Below are 16,440 nucleotides of genomic sequence, written 5' to 3'. Positions count from 1 at the left end.
GGCGAGGTGGCCTGGAGGGGCAGCACCCCTCCAACTCCGGCAGCGGAAGCAGTCCGGATATCAGGAAGGCCTTTCAGGCCTGGAGGTAAAAATCCTGGATCTGTCTTCCGAGCTCCAGATTCCGGTCGATCGTTGCGGTCAGGAAGTTGTGCAGCCCGCCTTCCATGATATCGTCGATGCGGCCGAACCGCAGGCGGGCGTGCATCTCGCCGGCCAGGCGGTGGCATTCGCCACGACGCCCGCCATGGGCGGTCGCAATCCCCTCCAGCGTTTCCTCGATGCGGGCGTAGCAGGCGACGACGGAGCGTGGCAGCTCGGGGCGCAGGATCAGCAGTTCCGCGATTCGCTTCGGTTCCAGCCGTGCGTGGAAGACCCAGTGATAGGCGCGCAGCGCCGAAACCGACCGCAAGATCGCCTGCCACTGCACGAATGCGATGGTCCCGCCCTCCTCCGCGCCCATCAGCGCGTGGTGATGCACGTCAAGAACACGCGCGGTGTTGTCCGCGCGCTCGCACATCGTGCCCAGGCGCACGAAGCTCCAGGCCTCGTCGCGCAGCATGGTGTCGGCATAGGCGCCGTTGAACAGGATGGTGCGCGACTTCACCCAGTCGAGGAAGGCCGGCAGGTTGTCCGGGGCGAAGGTGTCGTCGGTGCTGCGGCGGCCTTCGGACCAGGTCTCGTTCACCGCCTCCCACATGTCGGTGGTTAGCGCGGTGCGGACGGTGCGGGCGTTGCGCCGCGCCGCCTCGATGCAGGACAGGATGGAGGACGGGTTGGCCGGCTCGGCGGCGAGGTAGCGGACCACCGCCTCGCGCGTCAGGGGCTCGCCCGTCGCGGCGAAGCCCGGCGCGCAGCCGGAGGCGGTGAGCAGCCCGCGCCAGGCATTGTCGCGCCGCGCGACGGCGCTGGTCACGCTGGTCAGGCGCAGCGCCACCTGCAGGCCGCGGGCGATGTTGCCGGCGCGCTCCATGTAGCGGCCGAGCCAATAGAGAGAGTCGGCGGTACGGCTCAGCATTGGGACTGGCCCTGCGTATCGGCCAAGGGTTTCACGATGTCGGCGGGATCGTCCTCCAGCACCCAGGTATCCTTGGTGCCGCCGCCCTGGGAGGAGTTCACCACCAGCGAGCCCTCACGCAGCGCGACGCGGGTCAGGCCGCCGGGGACGACGCGCACCTCCTTCCCGCAGAGCAGGAAGGGCCGCAGGTCGACATGGCGGGGCGCGATGCCCTTGTCGACCAGCGTCGGCACGGTGGAAAGCGCCAGCGTCGGCTGGGCGATGTACTCGGCGGGCTTCGCCCTGATGCGCGCGGCGAATTCGGCGCGCTGCTCGGCGGTGGAATGCGGGCCTACCAGCATGCCGTAGCCGCCCGACCCATGGGTCAGCTTCACCACCAGTTCATCGAGATGCTCGAGGACATAGGCGCGGTCCTCGTCCCGCTCGCAGAGATAGGTCGGCACGTTTGACAGCGTCGGCTCCTCGCCGAGGTAGAAGCGTACCATCTCCGGCACATAGGGGTAGATCGCCTTGTCGTCGGCGATGCCCGCACCGGGCGCATTGGCCAGCGCGACATTGCCGGCCTTGTAGGCCGCCATCAGCCCGGGGACGCCGAGCACACTCTCGGGACGGAAGACCAGCGGGTCGAGGTAATCATCGTCGATGCGGCGATAGATGACGTCGACGCGCTGCAGTCCCGTCGTGGTCTTCATGTAGACCACGTCGTCCTGCACGAAGAGGTCGGGTCCCTCGACCACCTCCACGCCCATCTCGTCGGCGAGGAAGCAGTGCTCATAATAGGCGCTGTTGAAGGACCCCGGCGTCAGGATCGCGACGCGCGGTGTGCCCTGGCAGTTGGGTGGCGCGACCGATTTCAGCGTCTCCAGCAATTCCTCGGGGTAGTGGCCGACCGAGGCGATGTGGTGGTTGGCGAACAGCCCGGGGAAGAGACGCAGCATCGCCTCCCGCCCCTCGAGCATGTAGGAGACGCCGGAGGGCGTTCGGCAATTATCTTCCAGCACCCAGAAATCGTTGGGCCCGGTGCGCACCACGTCGATGCCGGCGATGTGGGTATAGACGCCGCCGGGCGGGACGAAGCCCTTCATCTCGGGCCGGAAGGCCTCATTGTGGTTGACCAGTGCCGCGGGGATGCGGCCGGCCTTCACGATCTCCTGCTTGCCATAGACGTCGAGCAGGAAGAGGTTCAGCGCCTTCACCCTCTGCACCAGGCCGCGCGAGAGGTTGTCCCATTCGGACCGCGCGATGATGCGGGGGATGATGTCGAAGGGGATCAGGCGCTCGGGATCGCCGCCCTCGCCATAGACCGCGAAGGTGATGCCGATGCGCTTGAACAGCAGCTCGGCCTCGTGTCGTCGTCGTTCCAGCGATTCGCGGGGAGTGGCCGCCAGCCAGCGGGCGATCTCCGCATAGGGGCCGCGAATCTGGCCGTCGGCCGTCATCTCGTCGAAGGCAGGAATGATCCTGGTCACCAGCGCAAAGTCCTCCGTGACCGCAGCCTTGCCGGGCCGAGGGGGCGCGCGCAAGCCCGCGATGATAACGCGACTGTGCAGCGGCGACGCATTTGCTCAGGAAGCAGGCTTCGGCTGCCCTGGGATGGGCAGCGGCCGGGCCAGCCCGTATCCTGCCTGCAACCATGACGGGAGCCAGGATTGATGTCCGAGGAATCGATGTCGCCCAGCACAGCCGCCGATGCCATCGCGGCCGCCTTCGCGGCGGCGGGCACGCGGCGGATCTATGGGGTGCCGGGGGGCGGATCGAGCCTCGACCTGATCGCCGCGGCCAAGGTGCAGGGCGTGGAATTCGTGCTGGCGCGGCATGAGACCTCGGCCGTGATCATGGCGGCGACAGAGGCGGAACTGGCGGGCACGCCGGGTGTCGCGCTGTGCACGCGCGGGCCGGGGGTGGGCAATGCGGCCAACGGCATGGCACATGCGGCGCTGGACCGCGCCCCGGTGGTGCTGCTGGCGGACGGCTTTGCGCCGGCCGAGCGGGCCTTCGCGACGCATCAGTATTTCGACCATGCGGCGATGCTCGCCCCGGTGACCAAGGTGCAGCTTTCGGTCGGACAGATGGCCGCCGGCGAGGCGGCGGCGCGCGCCATCGACGCCGTTCTCGCCGCACCGCGCGGGGCGGCGCTGATCGAGCTGTCGGGCAGCGCGGCGCGCCAGCCGGCACCACTGCCGGCAACGGTCGCGCGCCCTGCCCCGCCCGGCCCGGATGCCGCTTCAGTCGCGGCGGCGCGGCGCGTGCTGGCCGCGGCGAAGCGTCCGGTGGTGGTCGCGGGGCTGGAAGCGGTGGAGGCCGCCCCGGAACTGCGCGCGTTGGTCACCGCGCTCGGCTGCCCGGCACTGGTGACCTACAAGGCCAAGGGCGTGATCCCCGATGCCGATCCGCATTTCGCCGGCATCTTCACCTGCGGTGCGGCGGAAGGCCCGGTGATGGACGCCGCGGACGCAGTGCTGATGGTCGGCGCCGACCCGATCGAGTTCATTCCCAAGCCCTGGCGCTGGCCGGTCCCGGTGATCGAAGTCGCGACCGCGCCGCGCGCCCTGCCCTATGCGAATCCCGCCGCGGCTCTGTCGGGGGCATTGGCGCCGGCGCTCACGGCGCTGACCGAGGGCGTGACCCGATCCACCTGGGACGACACGGCGATCGCGGCCTTCCGAGAAGGGTGGCTGGCGGCGCTGGCGAACGACCCCCGACGCGGCGCCGGCATCGGGCCGCAGAGCGTCGTGCAGATCGTCCAGGCCGCCTGCCGCAAGGCAGGCTTCGATCCGCGCATCGCGGTGGATGCCGGGGCCCACATGTTCCCCGCGACCACCTACTGGCAGTGCGACCGGCCGGGCGACCTGCTGATCTCCAATGGGCTCGCCACCATGGGCTTCGCGCTGCCGGCGGCGATCGCGGCCGCGCTGCACGATCCGCAGCGCGGAGCACTCGCCTTCACCGGCGATGGCGGGCTGCTGATGGGGCTCGGCGAGCTCGCCACGGCGGTGGTGCTGGGTGTGAGATTGATCGTCGTCGCCTTCAACGACGCCACGCTATCCCTCATCAACATCAAGAAGGACACGCGCGACCTGCCGGATGGCGCGCTGGGCTGGCCCCGCGCCGACCTGGCCGCGGCAATGCGCGCGATGGGCGGTGTGGGGCTGAGCGCATGCAACGAGGCGGAACTGGCGGAAGCGGTGGCGGCGGCCTGCACGGCGCAGGGCCCGGTGCTGATCGACGTGGCGGTCGATCCCTCCGGCTATCCGGCTCAGATCAAGGCGCTGCGGGGGTGATCGGGCGGCGCGGGCTGGCCGGCCTGGCCGCGCTGCTGCTGCCCGCCGGGGCCGCGCAGGCGCTGGAGCAAGCCGCCGCGACCCGCGCCCTCTTCGCCGGGACGGAGGATGGCCGGCGCGGCGTCTCCATGGCCTGCTCCGGCTTCGGTGCCTGGGGCCCCGAGGCGGATGGCCTCTCCGTCGTTGTCGTGCCCGATGACGACGATCTGCGCATCGCCCTGATGCGCAGCGGCGCCGACGGCGCGCCCGAGATCGTCGCCGGACCGGTGTCGATCGAACCCATCACCATCGATCCGCTCTGGAGCTGCCTTCTGGACGTGGACCGCCTCGCACCGGTGGGCGAACGACCGGTCATCGCGGTGCGGATCCGCAATTCCTATACGTCGACCGGGCGCAGCACCTCGACCGAGGCGCTGCACCTGCTGCTGCGGGACGGCACGACGCTGCGGCCGATCTTCGGCGGCCTGCTGTCCGCCGCGCACAGCGAGGCCGGGCCGCGCGGGCGGCGCACAAGCTGGCAACGTCGCTGGGTGGTGGTGACGGCGGGGCGCGGACGCGGCGGGATGCCTGACCTCGAAGTCCGCGACCGGCGCAACAATGCCGTGGTCAGCAGACACCGCTGGGGCGGCGAAGGCTATGTACCGCCGGTCTTCGACCGGACGCCGCCGCTCGGGCCGGGGTAGCCTCGTGCCTGCACTGGGGAGCCGAGAGGGGCTTTGCCCCTCCCGGACCCACCCCACCAAAGGCCGAAGGGCCTTTGGAAACCTCGACCTGGCACCGGGCGCCACTGACAGGACACGTGCCGCAACCCGCCCTTGCGCACCAAGCGCATTGGAACGGGACAGAACATCCCTGCCGCCCAAGGCCGAGAAGAACGATCGGGCACCATGCGCCGCGGACCTGCCGGCATCGCGAAACACACGCCTCGCCCAGCGCCAGGTATCGGTTTCCAAAGGCGCTGTGGCCTTTGGTGGGCTTGGCGGCACTGCCGCCAAGGTCCGGAGAGGGGCGAAGCCCCTCTCCGGTCCGCCCGGACTCTACAGAGTCGGCACCCGCGCGTGCCAATCGGTGTCGCGCTGATAGGCATCGGCGACCTTCAGCGCCTTCGCTTCCCCGAAGGGCCGTGCCGAAAGCTGCATGCCGACCGGCAGGCCGCGATCGTCGAAGCCGACCGGGATGCTGACTGTCGGCAGGCCGAGATAGTTGAAGGGCCGCGTATTGGCCGAGACCACCATGTGGCGCGCCCAGTTCGCCTCGGCGTCCTTGTCGATGTCGGTCTCGGCGAGCGTCGGCACGCGCATGCGCAGGGTTGGCGTGGCGACGATGTCGTAGTCCGCCATCGCCTCCTTGCAGAACTGACGGAGCAGCGGGCCGCGGCGCGACAGGGCTTCCAGGTAGTAGTGACCGGGGATCGCGTAGCCGCCGAAGAGACGACCCGAGAGATGGATGGCGTAGTCGCCCGGATGCTCGCGCATCCAGTTGGCGTGGATGGTGGCGCCTTCGACGCGGCTGATGACGGCGGTGTAGGTGCCGATGGCAGCGAGCGACGGCGCCGAGACGTAGTCCACCGTCGCGCCACGCGCCTTGAGCACCTCGAGCGCCGCCTCGAAGGTCTTCACGACGATGTCGTCGGCCTTGTAGAAGAACCATTCGCGCGGCACGGCGATGCGCAGGCCGCTGATGTCGCCGGTCAGCGCGGCCTCATAGTCCGGGACGGATTCCGGTGCAGCGGTCTGGTCGGTGCCATCGGCACCGGAGATCACCGTCATGACGCGCGCCGCATCGCGCGCGGTGCGCGTCAGCGGCCCGACATTGTCCATGGAGAAGGAGAGCGGCATCACGCCGGTGCGAGGCACGCGCGTCTGCGTGCCCTTGATGCCGGTCACGCCGCAGATGCCGGCCGGCAGGCGGATCGACCCGCCGGTATCGGAACCGAGCGCACAAGCGAAGAAGCGCGCTGCCACGCCGGCACCGGACCCGGAGGATGACCCGCCCGTGCAATAGGGCAGGCTCCACGGATTGTGACAATCGCCGTAATGCGCGTTGTGGCCGGTCGGGTTCTGCGCGAACTCCGCCATGTTCAACGTGCCCATGTCGATGGCACCGGCTGCATCCAGGCGTTGCAACACCGTCGCGGTGACGGAAGGCTTGAAGTCGCGGCGGATCTTCGACCCGCAGGTGCTGACCTTGCCCGCGCGGTAGTACATGTCCTTGTGCATCATCGGCACGCCGGCGAGCGGACCGGGCTTCTCCCCCGCAGCGCGCGCCTTATCGAGCGCCTGCGCCGCTTCCAGCGCGGCCTCGCGATCGAGGCGGATGACGCTGTTCACCTTCACGTCATGCGCGTCGATGCGCGCGAGGCAGGCGGAAACCAGCGCCTCGGCCTTGGCTTCGCCCTTCGCGAAGGCATCCGCGGCCCCGGTCACCGAGAGCAGCGCCAGGTCGTCGAGGATCGCGCTCATGCCTCGCTCTCCGCCTCGGCGCGCAGCGCGGCTTCGAAGGTGGAGGGTTCGTCCTCGAAGACCAGCGTGCCGCGCTGGGCCTCGAAATCCTTGATGAGGGCGCAGAAATCCTCGAGGCCGCGCTTGCCCGCCGCATTGGGGCAGGTCACGCCGGACCAGAGGCGGATCGCCTCCGCGATCTGGGGAACCGGATCCGTCGCCATGCTGTCGTTCGCTCCTGTGCTGCGCCGCGTCCTGCCGGCGCCGAGGGGCCGTGTTTGCAAACCCCGTGCCCCACTGGCAGCCTGAGAGCCCGCTCGGGATTGCACCGAACGGTGCCATCCGCCTTCGGCACCGGCCAGCACCTAAGAAGAACGAGGAAACGCAGCCATGAAGATCGTCGATGTCCGGGCCTTCCCGACCTCCTTCCCGCTGCCGCAGGGCGGTCCGCGCCTCGGCATCGGCCAAGCCGTGAAGCGCGACGCGGTGATGGTGAAGGTGACCACGGAGGACGGCATCGTCGGCTGGGGCGAGAGCCATCACGGCCGCGCGCACACCGCCATCGCGACGCTGATCCAGACGACGCTGCGTGGCCTGATCCTCGGCATGGACGCCTTCGACACCACCGGCATCAATGCGCGCATCTACCAGTACCAGCTCGCCAGCCACGGCATGGGCGCGGCCTGCGCCATGGCGATGTCGGGCATCGACATGGCGCTGTGGGATGCCAAGGCGAAGGCGCTGAACCTGCCACTCTACAAGCTGCTCGGCGGATCGGGCCGGGCGGTGCCGGCCTATGCGGGCGGCGTCGCGCTCGGCTACCAGGATCCGGCGGCGCTGATCGACGAGGCCTCGCCCCATATCGAGGCCGGCTACAAGGCGGTGAAGCTGCGCGTCGGCGACACGGTGAAGGACGACATCGCCCGGATGGAAGCGGTGCGCACCGCCTTCGGCGAGGATCTCGCCATCCTGACCGATGCCAATATCGGCTATTCCATCGAGCAGGTGCGGCAGGTGATGCCGGAAATGGACCGGCTGAACATCGGCTGGCTGGAAGAGCCCTTCCCCGCCCATGACCATCATCGCTATGCGCAGGCGCGGGGCTATGGCGTGACGCCACTCGCGGCGGGCGAGAACCACTTCACCCGCTTCGAGTTCACCCGCGTGCTGGAAGACGGCGTCATCACCATCTGGCAGCCCGACCTGTCGAAATGCGGCGGCATCACCGAGGCGCTGCGCATCGCCGGCATGGCCTCCGCCTTCAAGATCCCGATCCACCCGCATTCCTCGATGAGCGGGGTGAACCAGGCGGCGTCGATCCACTTCCTCGCCGCCATCGAGAATGGCGGGTATTTCGAGGCCGACATCTCCAGGGCTAACCGCTTCCGCGACGAGCTGGGCAGCACGCCCTGGGCGATCGGCGCCGACGGGACCGTCCGCCCCAACGAGGCACCGGGCATCGGCGTGGAGATCGACGAGGCCTTCCTCGCCGCCTATCCGGCGATCGAGGGCCCGGGCTACGTGTGAGGGGCGCGCCGCGTCAGGCGATCTCGCGCATCAGCTTGGCGCGGATGGCGCGGGCGAAATCGGCCCGCGTCTGCGCAACCATGACGAAGGCCCCGTCGCCGCCGATCACGTCGCGTTCGTAGTGCTCACTCAGCGGCACGCCGAAGCGGGTGACAGGCGAGACCTCGATGGCGAGCGCGTTCACCGTGATGTGCCGGGCGACCGCGCGGTCGCGCGCCTGCGGTGCCGGCAGCAGGGATCGCAGGTCCGGCCCGTCTCCTGCGACGTCGATGACGCGGTCCTCGCTGCGGAAGGGCGCGGTCTGGATGAGCGCCGTCGCATGGGCGATGGCATCGCCGATGGCATTGTAGGATTGCAGGGAGCGCGGCGCGGCGCGGATGGCCTGCGCGATGGTCGCGGCAGAGTCGGCATCCTGCAGCCGCATCCAGTTCAACGCCGTCATCGCCCCGCCTGGGCTGCCCCATTCCACCAGGGCGAGGGCGATGGATCGGTTGCGACCGGCCGTCGCCAACTGGATGATCGCCGGGTCGGTGAGCGCGGAGGCGAGGCCTTCGCGCTGCAGCCGGAATTCCTCCGTGTCGATGGAGCCCGAGGCGTCCATGGCGAGGACCAGCAGCAGGTCCACCTCGGGCATGGATTGCGCGGTGGCAAGGCTAGGGGCAAGTGCGGCCGGCAGTCCCAGCAGCGCCCGGCGGGGCGGATCATTCGGGTCCATGGGCGGTCCTTAACGCAAGGACCATGCCCGCGGAGGGGGCTGGGGCGTTGATCGCGGCAGAGTGATCGTCGGGATGGCGCGTTGGGGAAAGGCAAAGCCCCTCTCCAACGCATCCCTACTCACCCCGCGATGGCGTAGGCGGGACGCCGTGGATCCGCCCCGGCCCGCACCAGCCCAACCTTCGGATCGGACATCACCGCCTCGACGCTGCCGGCGAGCCAGGTCATCTCCGGCCATTCCTTCACCTCGTGCCCGCGCGCGGCGAGGTCGTCGCGCACCGATTGCGGGATTCGCGCCTCGACGGCGATGCGGCCCGGGAAATAGTCGAAGGGCGCGAAGGAGGACGGGAAGGCATAGGAGGCGAGGCGCGGTGCCTCGATCGCATCCTGCAGTTCCATGCCGAAATGGAAGACGTTCAGCATGACCTGCAGCATCGCCTGGATCTGCACATCGCCGCCCGGCGTGCCGAAGGGCATGACGCCGCCATCTTCCGTGACCAGCATGGCCGGGTTCGGCGTCAGCCGCGGCCGCTTGCCGGGCGCCACGCCCGAGGGATGCGCCGCGTCCGGCCGCGACTGGCTGCCGCGGTTGGACGGCACCAGGCCGAGCCCCGGCACCACCGGCGAGTTCCACGACCCGTCGGACGGCGTCGCGCTGAAGGCATTGCCCCAGCGATCGACCACCGCGACGTAGGAGGTATCGGCCTCGACCTTCGGCAGGTCGGTCCGCTGCGGCCCGTCCGCCGGCTTCCCTTGTCCGAGCAGCGGATCGTACATCGTCGGATGCGCCCGCTTCGGGTCGATCTGCGCGATCCGGGCATCAAGATGGTCCGTCGAGAGCAGCCCGTCGAGCGGCACCTGGGTGAAGAGCGGATCGCCGAAATGGTATTCGCGATCGGCCATGGCGATCTTCACGCATTCGGTCAGCAGGTGCAGGTAGTCCGCTGAGTTATGCGCCATGCCGGAGAAGCCGGCCCGTTCCATCAGCAGCAGCGCCTCGGCCAGCGCCGGGCCCTGGCACCAGGGGCCACAGGTCAGCAGGGTATGGCCGCGCCAGGGCTTCTGCACCGCGGGCTCGAGGCGGGAGCGGAAGCCTTCCATGTCCTCCATGGACAGGAAGCCGCCCTCGGCCTGGATGAACTTCACGATCTCCCGAGCGATGTCGCCACGGTAGAAGGCGGCATGGGCCGCGGCGAGGCCGGCCATGCGCCCGCCCTTGGCGGCGGCGCGCTTCTCCTCCGCGACCATGTAGGAGAGCGTGCGGGCCAGGTCGGACTGCACGAAGCGGGACCCGACCTCGGGGGGCTTGCCGCCCGGCAGGTAGATCGCCGCGTTGGAGGGATACTTCTGATAGTCGGCGAGGTGCAGCGCGACCGTCTCGGCAAGCAGGGGGAAGACGGCGAAGCCTTCGCCGGCATAGCGGATGGCGTATTGGGCGACATCGCCGAAGCCCATGGTGCCATGGCGTTCCAGCGCGGTAATCCAGGCATCCGGCGCGGCGGGGACGACGGTGCGGCGCACGCCGTTGGGGATCTTGCCGCCATGCTCGCGCATGAAGATGTCGGGCGGCAGTGACCGCGGCCAATGGCCGAGGCCGGCAATGGTCTCGACCGTACCGTCGGCCATGCGGATCAGGATGGGCGCGACGCCGCCCACATTCACCAGGTCCGGCAACACCACGCCGAGTGCGATGCCCGCCGCGCAGCCGGCATCCACGGCGTTGCCGCCCGCTTCCAGTACCGCGGCGCCGGCGGAGGCGGCCAGGTAATGACCCGCCGAGACGGCGTGACGCGGTCCGGAGAGGGTGGGACGGGTGCTGGCCATGGCATCGGCCTCCTTGTGCGCGGGCGAAGCCTCGGCGCGCCACGGCTATGCGTCAACGGTGGGTTGGCGCAGCACCTTCGGGCGGCAAGGATGCGCGGTGCCTTACAAAGGGAGAACCGCCATGGCCAAGCCCGTACTGCTGTCGGTCGACGATCGCGGCATCGCCACCGCGACGCTGAACAAACCCGCCAAGGGCAATGCCTATGACGAGGACCTGCTCGGCGCGCTGATCGAGGGGCTGGACTCGCTGCATGACGACGACTCGGTCCGGGCGCTGGTCATCCGCGGGGCGGGCAAGCATTTCCAGGCCGGGGCGGATCTCGACTGGCTGGCCAAGGCCGCGACCTATGGCCCGGAACAGGCCTATCTGGCGTCGATGGCCACCACCACGGCCATGCAGAAGCTCAACGAATTCCCTAAGCCGACCTTCGCCCTGGTGCATGGTGCCTGCTTCGGCGGCGGCTGCGGCGTAGTGTGCTGCGTCGATGTGGCGATCGCGACGCCGGCGGCGATCTTCGGCCTGACCGAGGTACGGGTCGGCGTGGCGCCGACGCCAATCAGCACCCACATGGTCCATGCCATGGGGCTGCGTCACACCCGCCGCTACGCCCTGACCGGGGAACGCTTCGATGCCGCCGAGGCGCTGCGAATCGGTCTCGTCCACGAGGTCGTCGATGCGGACAAGGCCGAGGCCCGTCTCGCCGAGATCATCGACCAGACCATGCTGTCCGCGCCGAGCGCGATCGCCATGACCAAGGATTCATTCCTGGGGGCGAATGGCCTGAAGCTCTCGGCCCGGGAGATGTCTCTGCTCGCCCATGAATCCTGGATGCAGCGGGCCTCCGCCGATGGGAAGGAAGGCCTTGCGGCCTTCCGTGAAAAGCGCCGGCCGGCATGGTATAAGTGAGTTCCAGCGGGTGGGGTCACAGCCCCGCCCGCGCGCACCGCAGAGCAGGGATGAGTGACACACTTGTCTCCCTTCCTGTCATCGAACCTTCACACAACTGCAATCGGGAGGTCTTTCGGCCAGCCTAGAAGCCCGGGCGTCGGCACCCGCGATCGGCGGTTGCCCGTGCAACTGACATGGAGAAGTCCCTGTGAACAGGCGGACCATCCTTCTCGGCGCCGGTGCGGCGCTGACCCTTCCCCTCGCCGCTCGCGCCCAGGGCGCACAGATCACGGGCGCCGGCGCGTCCTTTCCGAACCCGATCTACCAGAAGTGGGCCGAGGCTGCCCGCAGCGCGGTCGGCATCCAGCTCAACTACCAGTCGGTCGGCTCGGGTGCCGGCATCAACCAGATCAAGAACCGCACGGTCGATTTCGGCGCCACCGACGCGCCGCTGACCGAGGCTCAGCTAAACGAGGCGAGCCTGATGCAGTTCCCCTCGGTGATGGGCTCGGTCGTGCCGATCGTGAACATCCCGGGCGTCGAGGTCGACCAGCTCAAGCTGACCGGCGAGATCATCGCCGACATCTACCTCGGCAAGATCAACCGCTGGAACGACGCCCGCATCGCCGAGATGAACCGCGGCTTGACCCTCCCGGCGCTGGCGATCGCCCCGGTCTATCGCGCGGACGGGTCGGGCACGACCTTCATCTTCACCTCCTACCTCTCGGCGACGTCCGCCGAATGGAAGGACAAGGTCGGTGCGGCGACTTCGGTGCGCTGGTCGGCCGGCAACGGCGCCCGCGGCAATGAGGGTGTGGCCGGTGGCGTGCGCAACACGCGCGGCGGCATTGGCTATGTCGAGAACGCCTATGCGACGCGCAACAACCTGATCACGACGCAGCTGCGCAACAAGGCCGGCAACTTCGTGAAGCCGACCATGGAAAACTTCCTCGCCGCTGCCTCCAACGCGGACTGGAACGTGCCGGGCTTCGCGGCGAACATCATCGACCAGGCTGGCGCGACGTCCTGGCCTATCGTCTCGCCGACCTTCATCCTGCTGCCGAAGAACCCGTCGGATGCGGCGCGCAACGCCAATGTCCGCAAGTTCTTCGACTGGGCCTACAGCAACGGCGACGCGATGGCGCGCGAGCTCGAATACATTCCTCTGCCCGAGGCGACCAAGACGGCGATCCGCGCCGCCTGGGCGACCCAGTTCGGCGCCTGAAGCTGATCGGGGGTCTGGCCGCAGGGCCAGGCCCCTTCCCTTTCCTCCAGACGGGCAGATGACGTGAGCCAGGCAGCCACCGCCGCAACCCCAGTGCCTGCCGCCGCGCGCAGCGGCGGCAATCTGGGCGACACGATCTTCGAATGGGCCTGCAGGGGCTCAGGCATTCTCGTCCTGGCGCTGCTCGGCGCCATCATCGTCGAATTGTTCATCGCCGGCCTGCCGGCGTTTCGCGCCTTTGGGCTCCCGTTCCTGTGGTCCACCGAGTGGGATCCGGTGCAGGAGGTCTTCGGCGCCGGCGTGTCGATCTACGGCACCATCGTGACCGCGGTGCTCGCCATCCTGTTCGCCGTGCCGCTCGCCTTCGGCGTCGCCTTCTACCTGACGGAGCTCGCGCCCGCCTGGCTGCGCGGCCCGGTCGGCACGGCCATCGAGCTGCTCGCCGCTGTGCCGTCGATCATCTATGGCATGTGGGGCTTCTTCGTGATCGCGCCGGCCTTCGCGGCACATCTGCAGCCCTGGATCATCGACAATTTCGGGGCGCTGCCGCTGATCGGCTTCCTGTTCCAGGGCGCGCCCTTCGGCACGGGCATCTTCACCGCGGCCTTCATCCTCGCGATCATGATCCTGCCCTTCATCGCGGCGACCATGCGCGACGTCTTCCTGCAGGTGCCGCCGGTCTACAAGGAAAGCTCCTACGGCCTCGGCGCGACAACCTGGGAAGTGATGAAGGGCGTGGTGCTGCCCTACACTCGCGTCTCGGTGGTCGGCGGCATCATGCTCGGCCTCGGCCGCGCCCTCGGCGAGACGATGGCGGTCACCTTCGTCATCGGCAATGCGAACCGCATCACGACCAGCCTGTTCGGGCCTGGCAACACCATCGCCTCCCTCGTCGCGCTGGAATTCGGCGAGAGCGAGACCGGCAGCCTCAAGCTCGCCTCGCTGCTGGCCCTCGGCTTCATCCTCTTCGTGCTGTCCTTCATCGTCCTGGCAACCTCGCGCTACCTGCTGCGCTCGCGGCTGAAGGCCTGACCCGATGAGCATCTCCCTCTCCGCCGGGGCCGTGCCCGGCCCGCGCAAGGACCCGGAGGTCGCGGCCGCGCTCGGCCGCCGCCGCAAGCGGGTCGACATCATCATCCGCTCGCTCTGCGTCGGCGCGACGCTGGTCGGCCTCGCCTTCCTCGCCTCGATCCTGATCACCCTGACCTATCGCGGGTTCGAGGCGATGAACCTGCGGGTCTTCACCCAGGTGACCGCGCCGCCGGGCTCCGAGGGCGGCCTGCTCAACGCCATCGTGGGCAGCCTGATCCAGGCCTCGCTCGGCACACTGATCGGCACGCCGATCGGCATGCTGGTCGGCACCTACCTCGCCGAATACGCCCGCGGGTCGAAGTTCGGGGACCTGGTCCGCTTCGTCTCCGACATCCTGCTCTCCGCGCCCTCGATCCTGATCGGTCTGTTCGTCTACCAGATCCTCGTGCTGCCCTTCGGCGGCTTCTCGGGCTGGGCCGGCGTGGTCGCACTCGCGGTCATCGTCATCCCGGTGGTGGTCCGCACCACCGAGGACATGCTGACCCTGATCCCGAATACCCTGCGCGAGGCGGTGATCGGCCTCGGCTCGCCCAAGTGGAAGATGATCGTCTTCATCTGCTGGAAGTCGGCGCTGTCGGGCATCATCACCGGCATCCTGCTCGCCATCGCCCGCGTGGCCGGCGAGACGGCGCCGCTGCTCTTCACCTCGCTCGGCAACAATGCCTGGTCGATCGACCTGACCAAGCCGATGGCGAGCCTGCCCATCACCATCTACTCGATGGCAGGTTCGCCCTTCGAGGATTGGATCGCGCTGGCCTGGGCCGGCGCCCTGCTGATCACGCTCGGCGTGCTCAGCCTCAACGTCCTGGCGCGCACCCTGCTGCGCGGCCGCAAGTGAGCGCAAGGAAGAACCCCATGTCGAGCACGACCGAGACCGGCACCACCGAGACCGGCAACCAGAGCTTCGGGGGCGTCCAGGCGCGCTCCGAGGTCGCGCTGAATCCGCCGCGCATCGCCATCAAGAACCTCGATTTCTTCTACGGTGACAACCGCGCCCTGAAGAGCATCGACTTCAACATCCCCGAACGCCAGGTCACCGGCATGATCGGGCCGTCGGGCTGCGGCAAGTCGACCCTGCTGCGGGTGCTGAACCGGATGTACTCCCTGTACCCCGGCCAGCGCGCGACCGGCGAGGCGATGATCGACGGCATGAACATCGTCGGCCACGACACCGATCTCAACGCGCTGCGCGCCAAGATCGGCATGGTGTTCCAGAAGCCGACCCCCTTCCCGATGACGATCTACGAGAACATCGCCTTCGGCATCCGCCTCCATGAGAAGCTGTCCCGCGCCCAGATGGATGAACGCATCGAATGGGCGCTGTCCCGCGCGGCGATCTGGGACGAGGTGAAGGACCGGCTTGATGCCTCCGCCCTCGGCCTCTCGGGCGGCCAGCAGCAGCGCCTGTGCATCGCGCGCACCATCGCGGTGCGCCCGGAAGTCATCCTGTTCGACGAGCCGACCTCCGCACTCGACCCGATCTCGACCCTGAAGATCGAGGAGCTGATCGACGAGCTGAAGCGCGACTTCACCATCGTGATCGTCACGCACAACATGCAGCAGGCGGCGCGCTGCGCCGACCAGGTCGCCTTCTTCTACCTCGGCGAGCTGATCGAGGTGGCGCCGGCGGCGCAGATGTTCACCGCGCCGAAGCACGCCAAGACCCAGGAATACATCACCGGTCGCTTCGGCTGACCGGAGAGAGGACACGGACATGCCCACTGAACATATCGTCCGCAGCTACGACGAGGATCTCCGCAAGCTGCGCGACATGACCGCGCGCATGGGCGGCCTCGCCGAGCGCCAGGTGGCGGATGCGACCCGCGCGCTGGTGCGTCGCGACACCGAACTCGCCGCCGAGGTGGTGCAGCGCGACGTCCAGATCGACGCGCTGGAACGCGAGATCGAGGCCTTCTGCGTGAAGCTGCTTGCCCTGCGGCAGCCCATGGCCGCCGATCTGCGCGTCATCATCGCGGCCATGAAGGCGTCGAACGACCTGGAACGCATTGGCGACTATGCCGCCAACGGCGCGAAGCGGTCGATCGTACTGGCGTCCCAGACCTCCATCGGCAGCCTCAACGGCTTCGAGCGGATGGCACATCTGGTTCAGGAGAACCTGAAGGCCGCCATGGACGCCCTTGTGAACAACGACGCGGAGGCCGCCCGACGCGTGTGGGAAGCCGACGAGCCGGTGGACGCCATCTACAACGGCATCTTCCGCGAGCTGCTGACCTTCATGATGGAAGACCCGCGCAACATCACCGCGGCGACCCATATGCTGTTCATCGCGAAGAATCTGGAGCGGATCGGCGATCACACGACCAATATCGCCGAACGCATCTACTACGCGGTGCGCGGTGACAGCCTGCCTGACGAACGTCCGAAGGCCGATCAGTCGGCCTTCGCGGTGGTCAGGCCGGCCGGCGAATAAC

15 protein-coding genes are annotated in these 16,440 nt (G+C 68.7%); 9 read left to right on the top strand and 6 right to left on the bottom strand.

Features of this window, described 5'->3' with window-relative positions:
* Positions 1 to 73: 73 nt before the first annotated feature.
* Both KPL78_RS05760 and KPL78_RS05755 read right to left on the bottom strand, forming a co-directional pair.
* The gene (locus KPL78_RS05760) at positions 74 to 1,015 is read right to left on the bottom strand and encodes an alpha-E domain-containing protein (protein WP_219761971.1); all 942 of its coding nucleotides are present in this window, start codon (positions 1,013 to 1,015) and stop codon (positions 74 to 76) included.
* Positions 1,009 to 2,484 carry a circularly permuted type 2 ATP-grasp protein gene (locus KPL78_RS05755; protein ID WP_432761274.1) on the bottom strand — a complete coding sequence of 492 codons (1,476 nt, stop codon included), beginning with the start codon at positions 2,482 to 2,484 and terminating at the stop codon, positions 1,009 to 1,011. Before KPL78_RS05755 ends, KPL78_RS05760 begins: the two co-directional genes overlap by 7 nt.
* A 183-nt stretch (positions 2,485 to 2,667) precedes the next feature.
* Here KPL78_RS05755 and KPL78_RS05750 point away from each other — a divergent pair, with 183 nt between their 5' ends.
* Together KPL78_RS05750 and KPL78_RS05745 are read left to right on the top strand one after the other, a co-directional pair.
* The gene (locus KPL78_RS05750; protein ID WP_219761970.1) at positions 2,668 to 4,296 is read left to right on the top strand and encodes a thiamine pyrophosphate-dependent enzyme; all 1,629 of its coding nucleotides are present in this window, start codon (positions 2,668 to 2,670) and stop codon (positions 4,294 to 4,296) included.
* Positions 4,293 to 4,979, top strand: a complete 687-nt coding sequence (locus KPL78_RS05745) for a hypothetical protein (RefSeq protein WP_219761969.1) — start codon at positions 4,293 to 4,295, stop codon at positions 4,977 to 4,979. The genes KPL78_RS05750 and KPL78_RS05745 overlap by 4 nt, the downstream gene beginning before the upstream one ends.
* A gap of 354 nt (positions 4,980 to 5,333) precedes the next feature.
* Here the strand turns inward: KPL78_RS05745 and KPL78_RS05740 are convergent, their stop codons facing one another.
* On the bottom strand, positions 5,334 to 6,758 hold the full coding sequence (locus KPL78_RS05740) for an amidase (RefSeq protein ID WP_219761968.1): 1,425 nt from the start codon (positions 6,756 to 6,758) through the stop codon (positions 5,334 to 5,336).
* Entirely contained in the window at positions 6,755 to 6,961 is a 207-nt protein-coding gene (locus tag KPL78_RS05735) for a hypothetical protein (RefSeq protein WP_219761967.1), read from the bottom strand. The genes KPL78_RS05740 and KPL78_RS05735 overlap by 4 nt, the downstream gene beginning before the upstream one ends.
* A gap of 166 nt (positions 6,962 to 7,127) precedes the next feature.
* Between KPL78_RS05735 and KPL78_RS05730 the strand changes: the two genes are divergently transcribed.
* Positions 7,128 to 8,264: a mandelate racemase/muconate lactonizing enzyme family protein gene (locus KPL78_RS05730; protein ID WP_219761966.1), complete on the top strand. Its 1,137-nt coding sequence runs from the start codon at positions 7,128 to 7,130 to the stop codon at positions 8,262 to 8,264.
* Positions 8,265 to 8,277: 13 nt separating this feature from the next.
* On the opposite strand, the gene KPL78_RS05725 is transcribed toward KPL78_RS05730, so the two are convergent.
* On the bottom strand, positions 8,278 to 8,979 hold the full coding sequence (locus tag KPL78_RS05725; protein ID WP_219761965.1) for a DUF1194 domain-containing protein: 702 nt from the start codon (positions 8,977 to 8,979) through the stop codon (positions 8,278 to 8,280).
* 119 nt (positions 8,980 to 9,098) lie between these two features.
* Positions 9,099 to 10,802 carry a gamma-glutamyltransferase family protein gene (locus KPL78_RS05720; protein ID WP_219761964.1) on the bottom strand — a complete coding sequence of 568 codons (1,704 nt, stop codon included), beginning with the start codon at positions 10,800 to 10,802 and terminating at the stop codon, positions 9,099 to 9,101.
* 121 nt (positions 10,803 to 10,923) lie between these two features.
* On the opposite strand from KPL78_RS05720, the gene KPL78_RS05715 reads away from it, so the two are divergent.
* The 6 genes from KPL78_RS05715 (at position 10,924) to phoU (ending at position 16,439) form a co-directional block, all read left to right on the top strand.
* Positions 10,924 to 11,709, top strand: coding sequence for an enoyl-CoA hydratase-related protein (locus KPL78_RS05715; RefSeq protein WP_219761963.1), 786 nt, complete (start codon positions 10,924 to 10,926; stop codon positions 11,707 to 11,709).
* 190 nt (positions 11,710 to 11,899) lie between these two features.
* Positions 11,900 to 12,916: a phosphate ABC transporter substrate-binding protein PstS gene (gene pstS, locus KPL78_RS05710; RefSeq protein WP_219761962.1), complete on the top strand. Its 1,017-nt coding sequence runs from the start codon at positions 11,900 to 11,902 to the stop codon at positions 12,914 to 12,916.
* A 63-nt stretch (positions 12,917 to 12,979) separates the two neighbouring features.
* Positions 12,980 to 13,948: a phosphate ABC transporter permease subunit PstC gene (gene pstC / locus KPL78_RS05705; protein WP_219761961.1), complete on the top strand. Its 969-nt coding sequence runs from the start codon at positions 12,980 to 12,982 to the stop codon at positions 13,946 to 13,948.
* Between the two features lie 4 nt (positions 13,949 to 13,952).
* Positions 13,953 to 14,846: a phosphate ABC transporter permease PstA gene (pstA, locus tag KPL78_RS05700; RefSeq protein WP_219761960.1), complete on the top strand. Its 894-nt coding sequence runs from the start codon at positions 13,953 to 13,955 to the stop codon at positions 14,844 to 14,846.
* Between the two features lie 17 nt (positions 14,847 to 14,863).
* Positions 14,864 to 15,703 (top strand): phosphate ABC transporter ATP-binding protein PstB, encoded by an 840-nt coding sequence (pstB, locus tag KPL78_RS05695; RefSeq protein ID WP_219761959.1) that lies wholly within the window; start codon positions 14,864 to 14,866, stop codon positions 15,701 to 15,703.
* A 19-nt stretch (positions 15,704 to 15,722) separates the two neighbouring features.
* A complete protein-coding gene (gene phoU, locus KPL78_RS05690; protein WP_219761958.1) occupies positions 15,723 to 16,439 on the top strand; it encodes a phosphate signaling complex protein PhoU in 717 nt (238 codons plus the stop codon).
* The last annotated feature ends 1 nt before the right edge of the window (position 16,440 follow it).

Origin of the sequence: Roseomonas alba (assembly GCF_019430885.1) — a bacterium.
In the GTDB taxonomy this organism is placed as follows: Bacteria; Pseudomonadota; Alphaproteobacteria; order Acetobacterales; family Acetobacteraceae; genus Neoroseomonas; species Neoroseomonas alba.
This window is presented reverse-complemented; position numbering and strand designations above follow the sequence as displayed.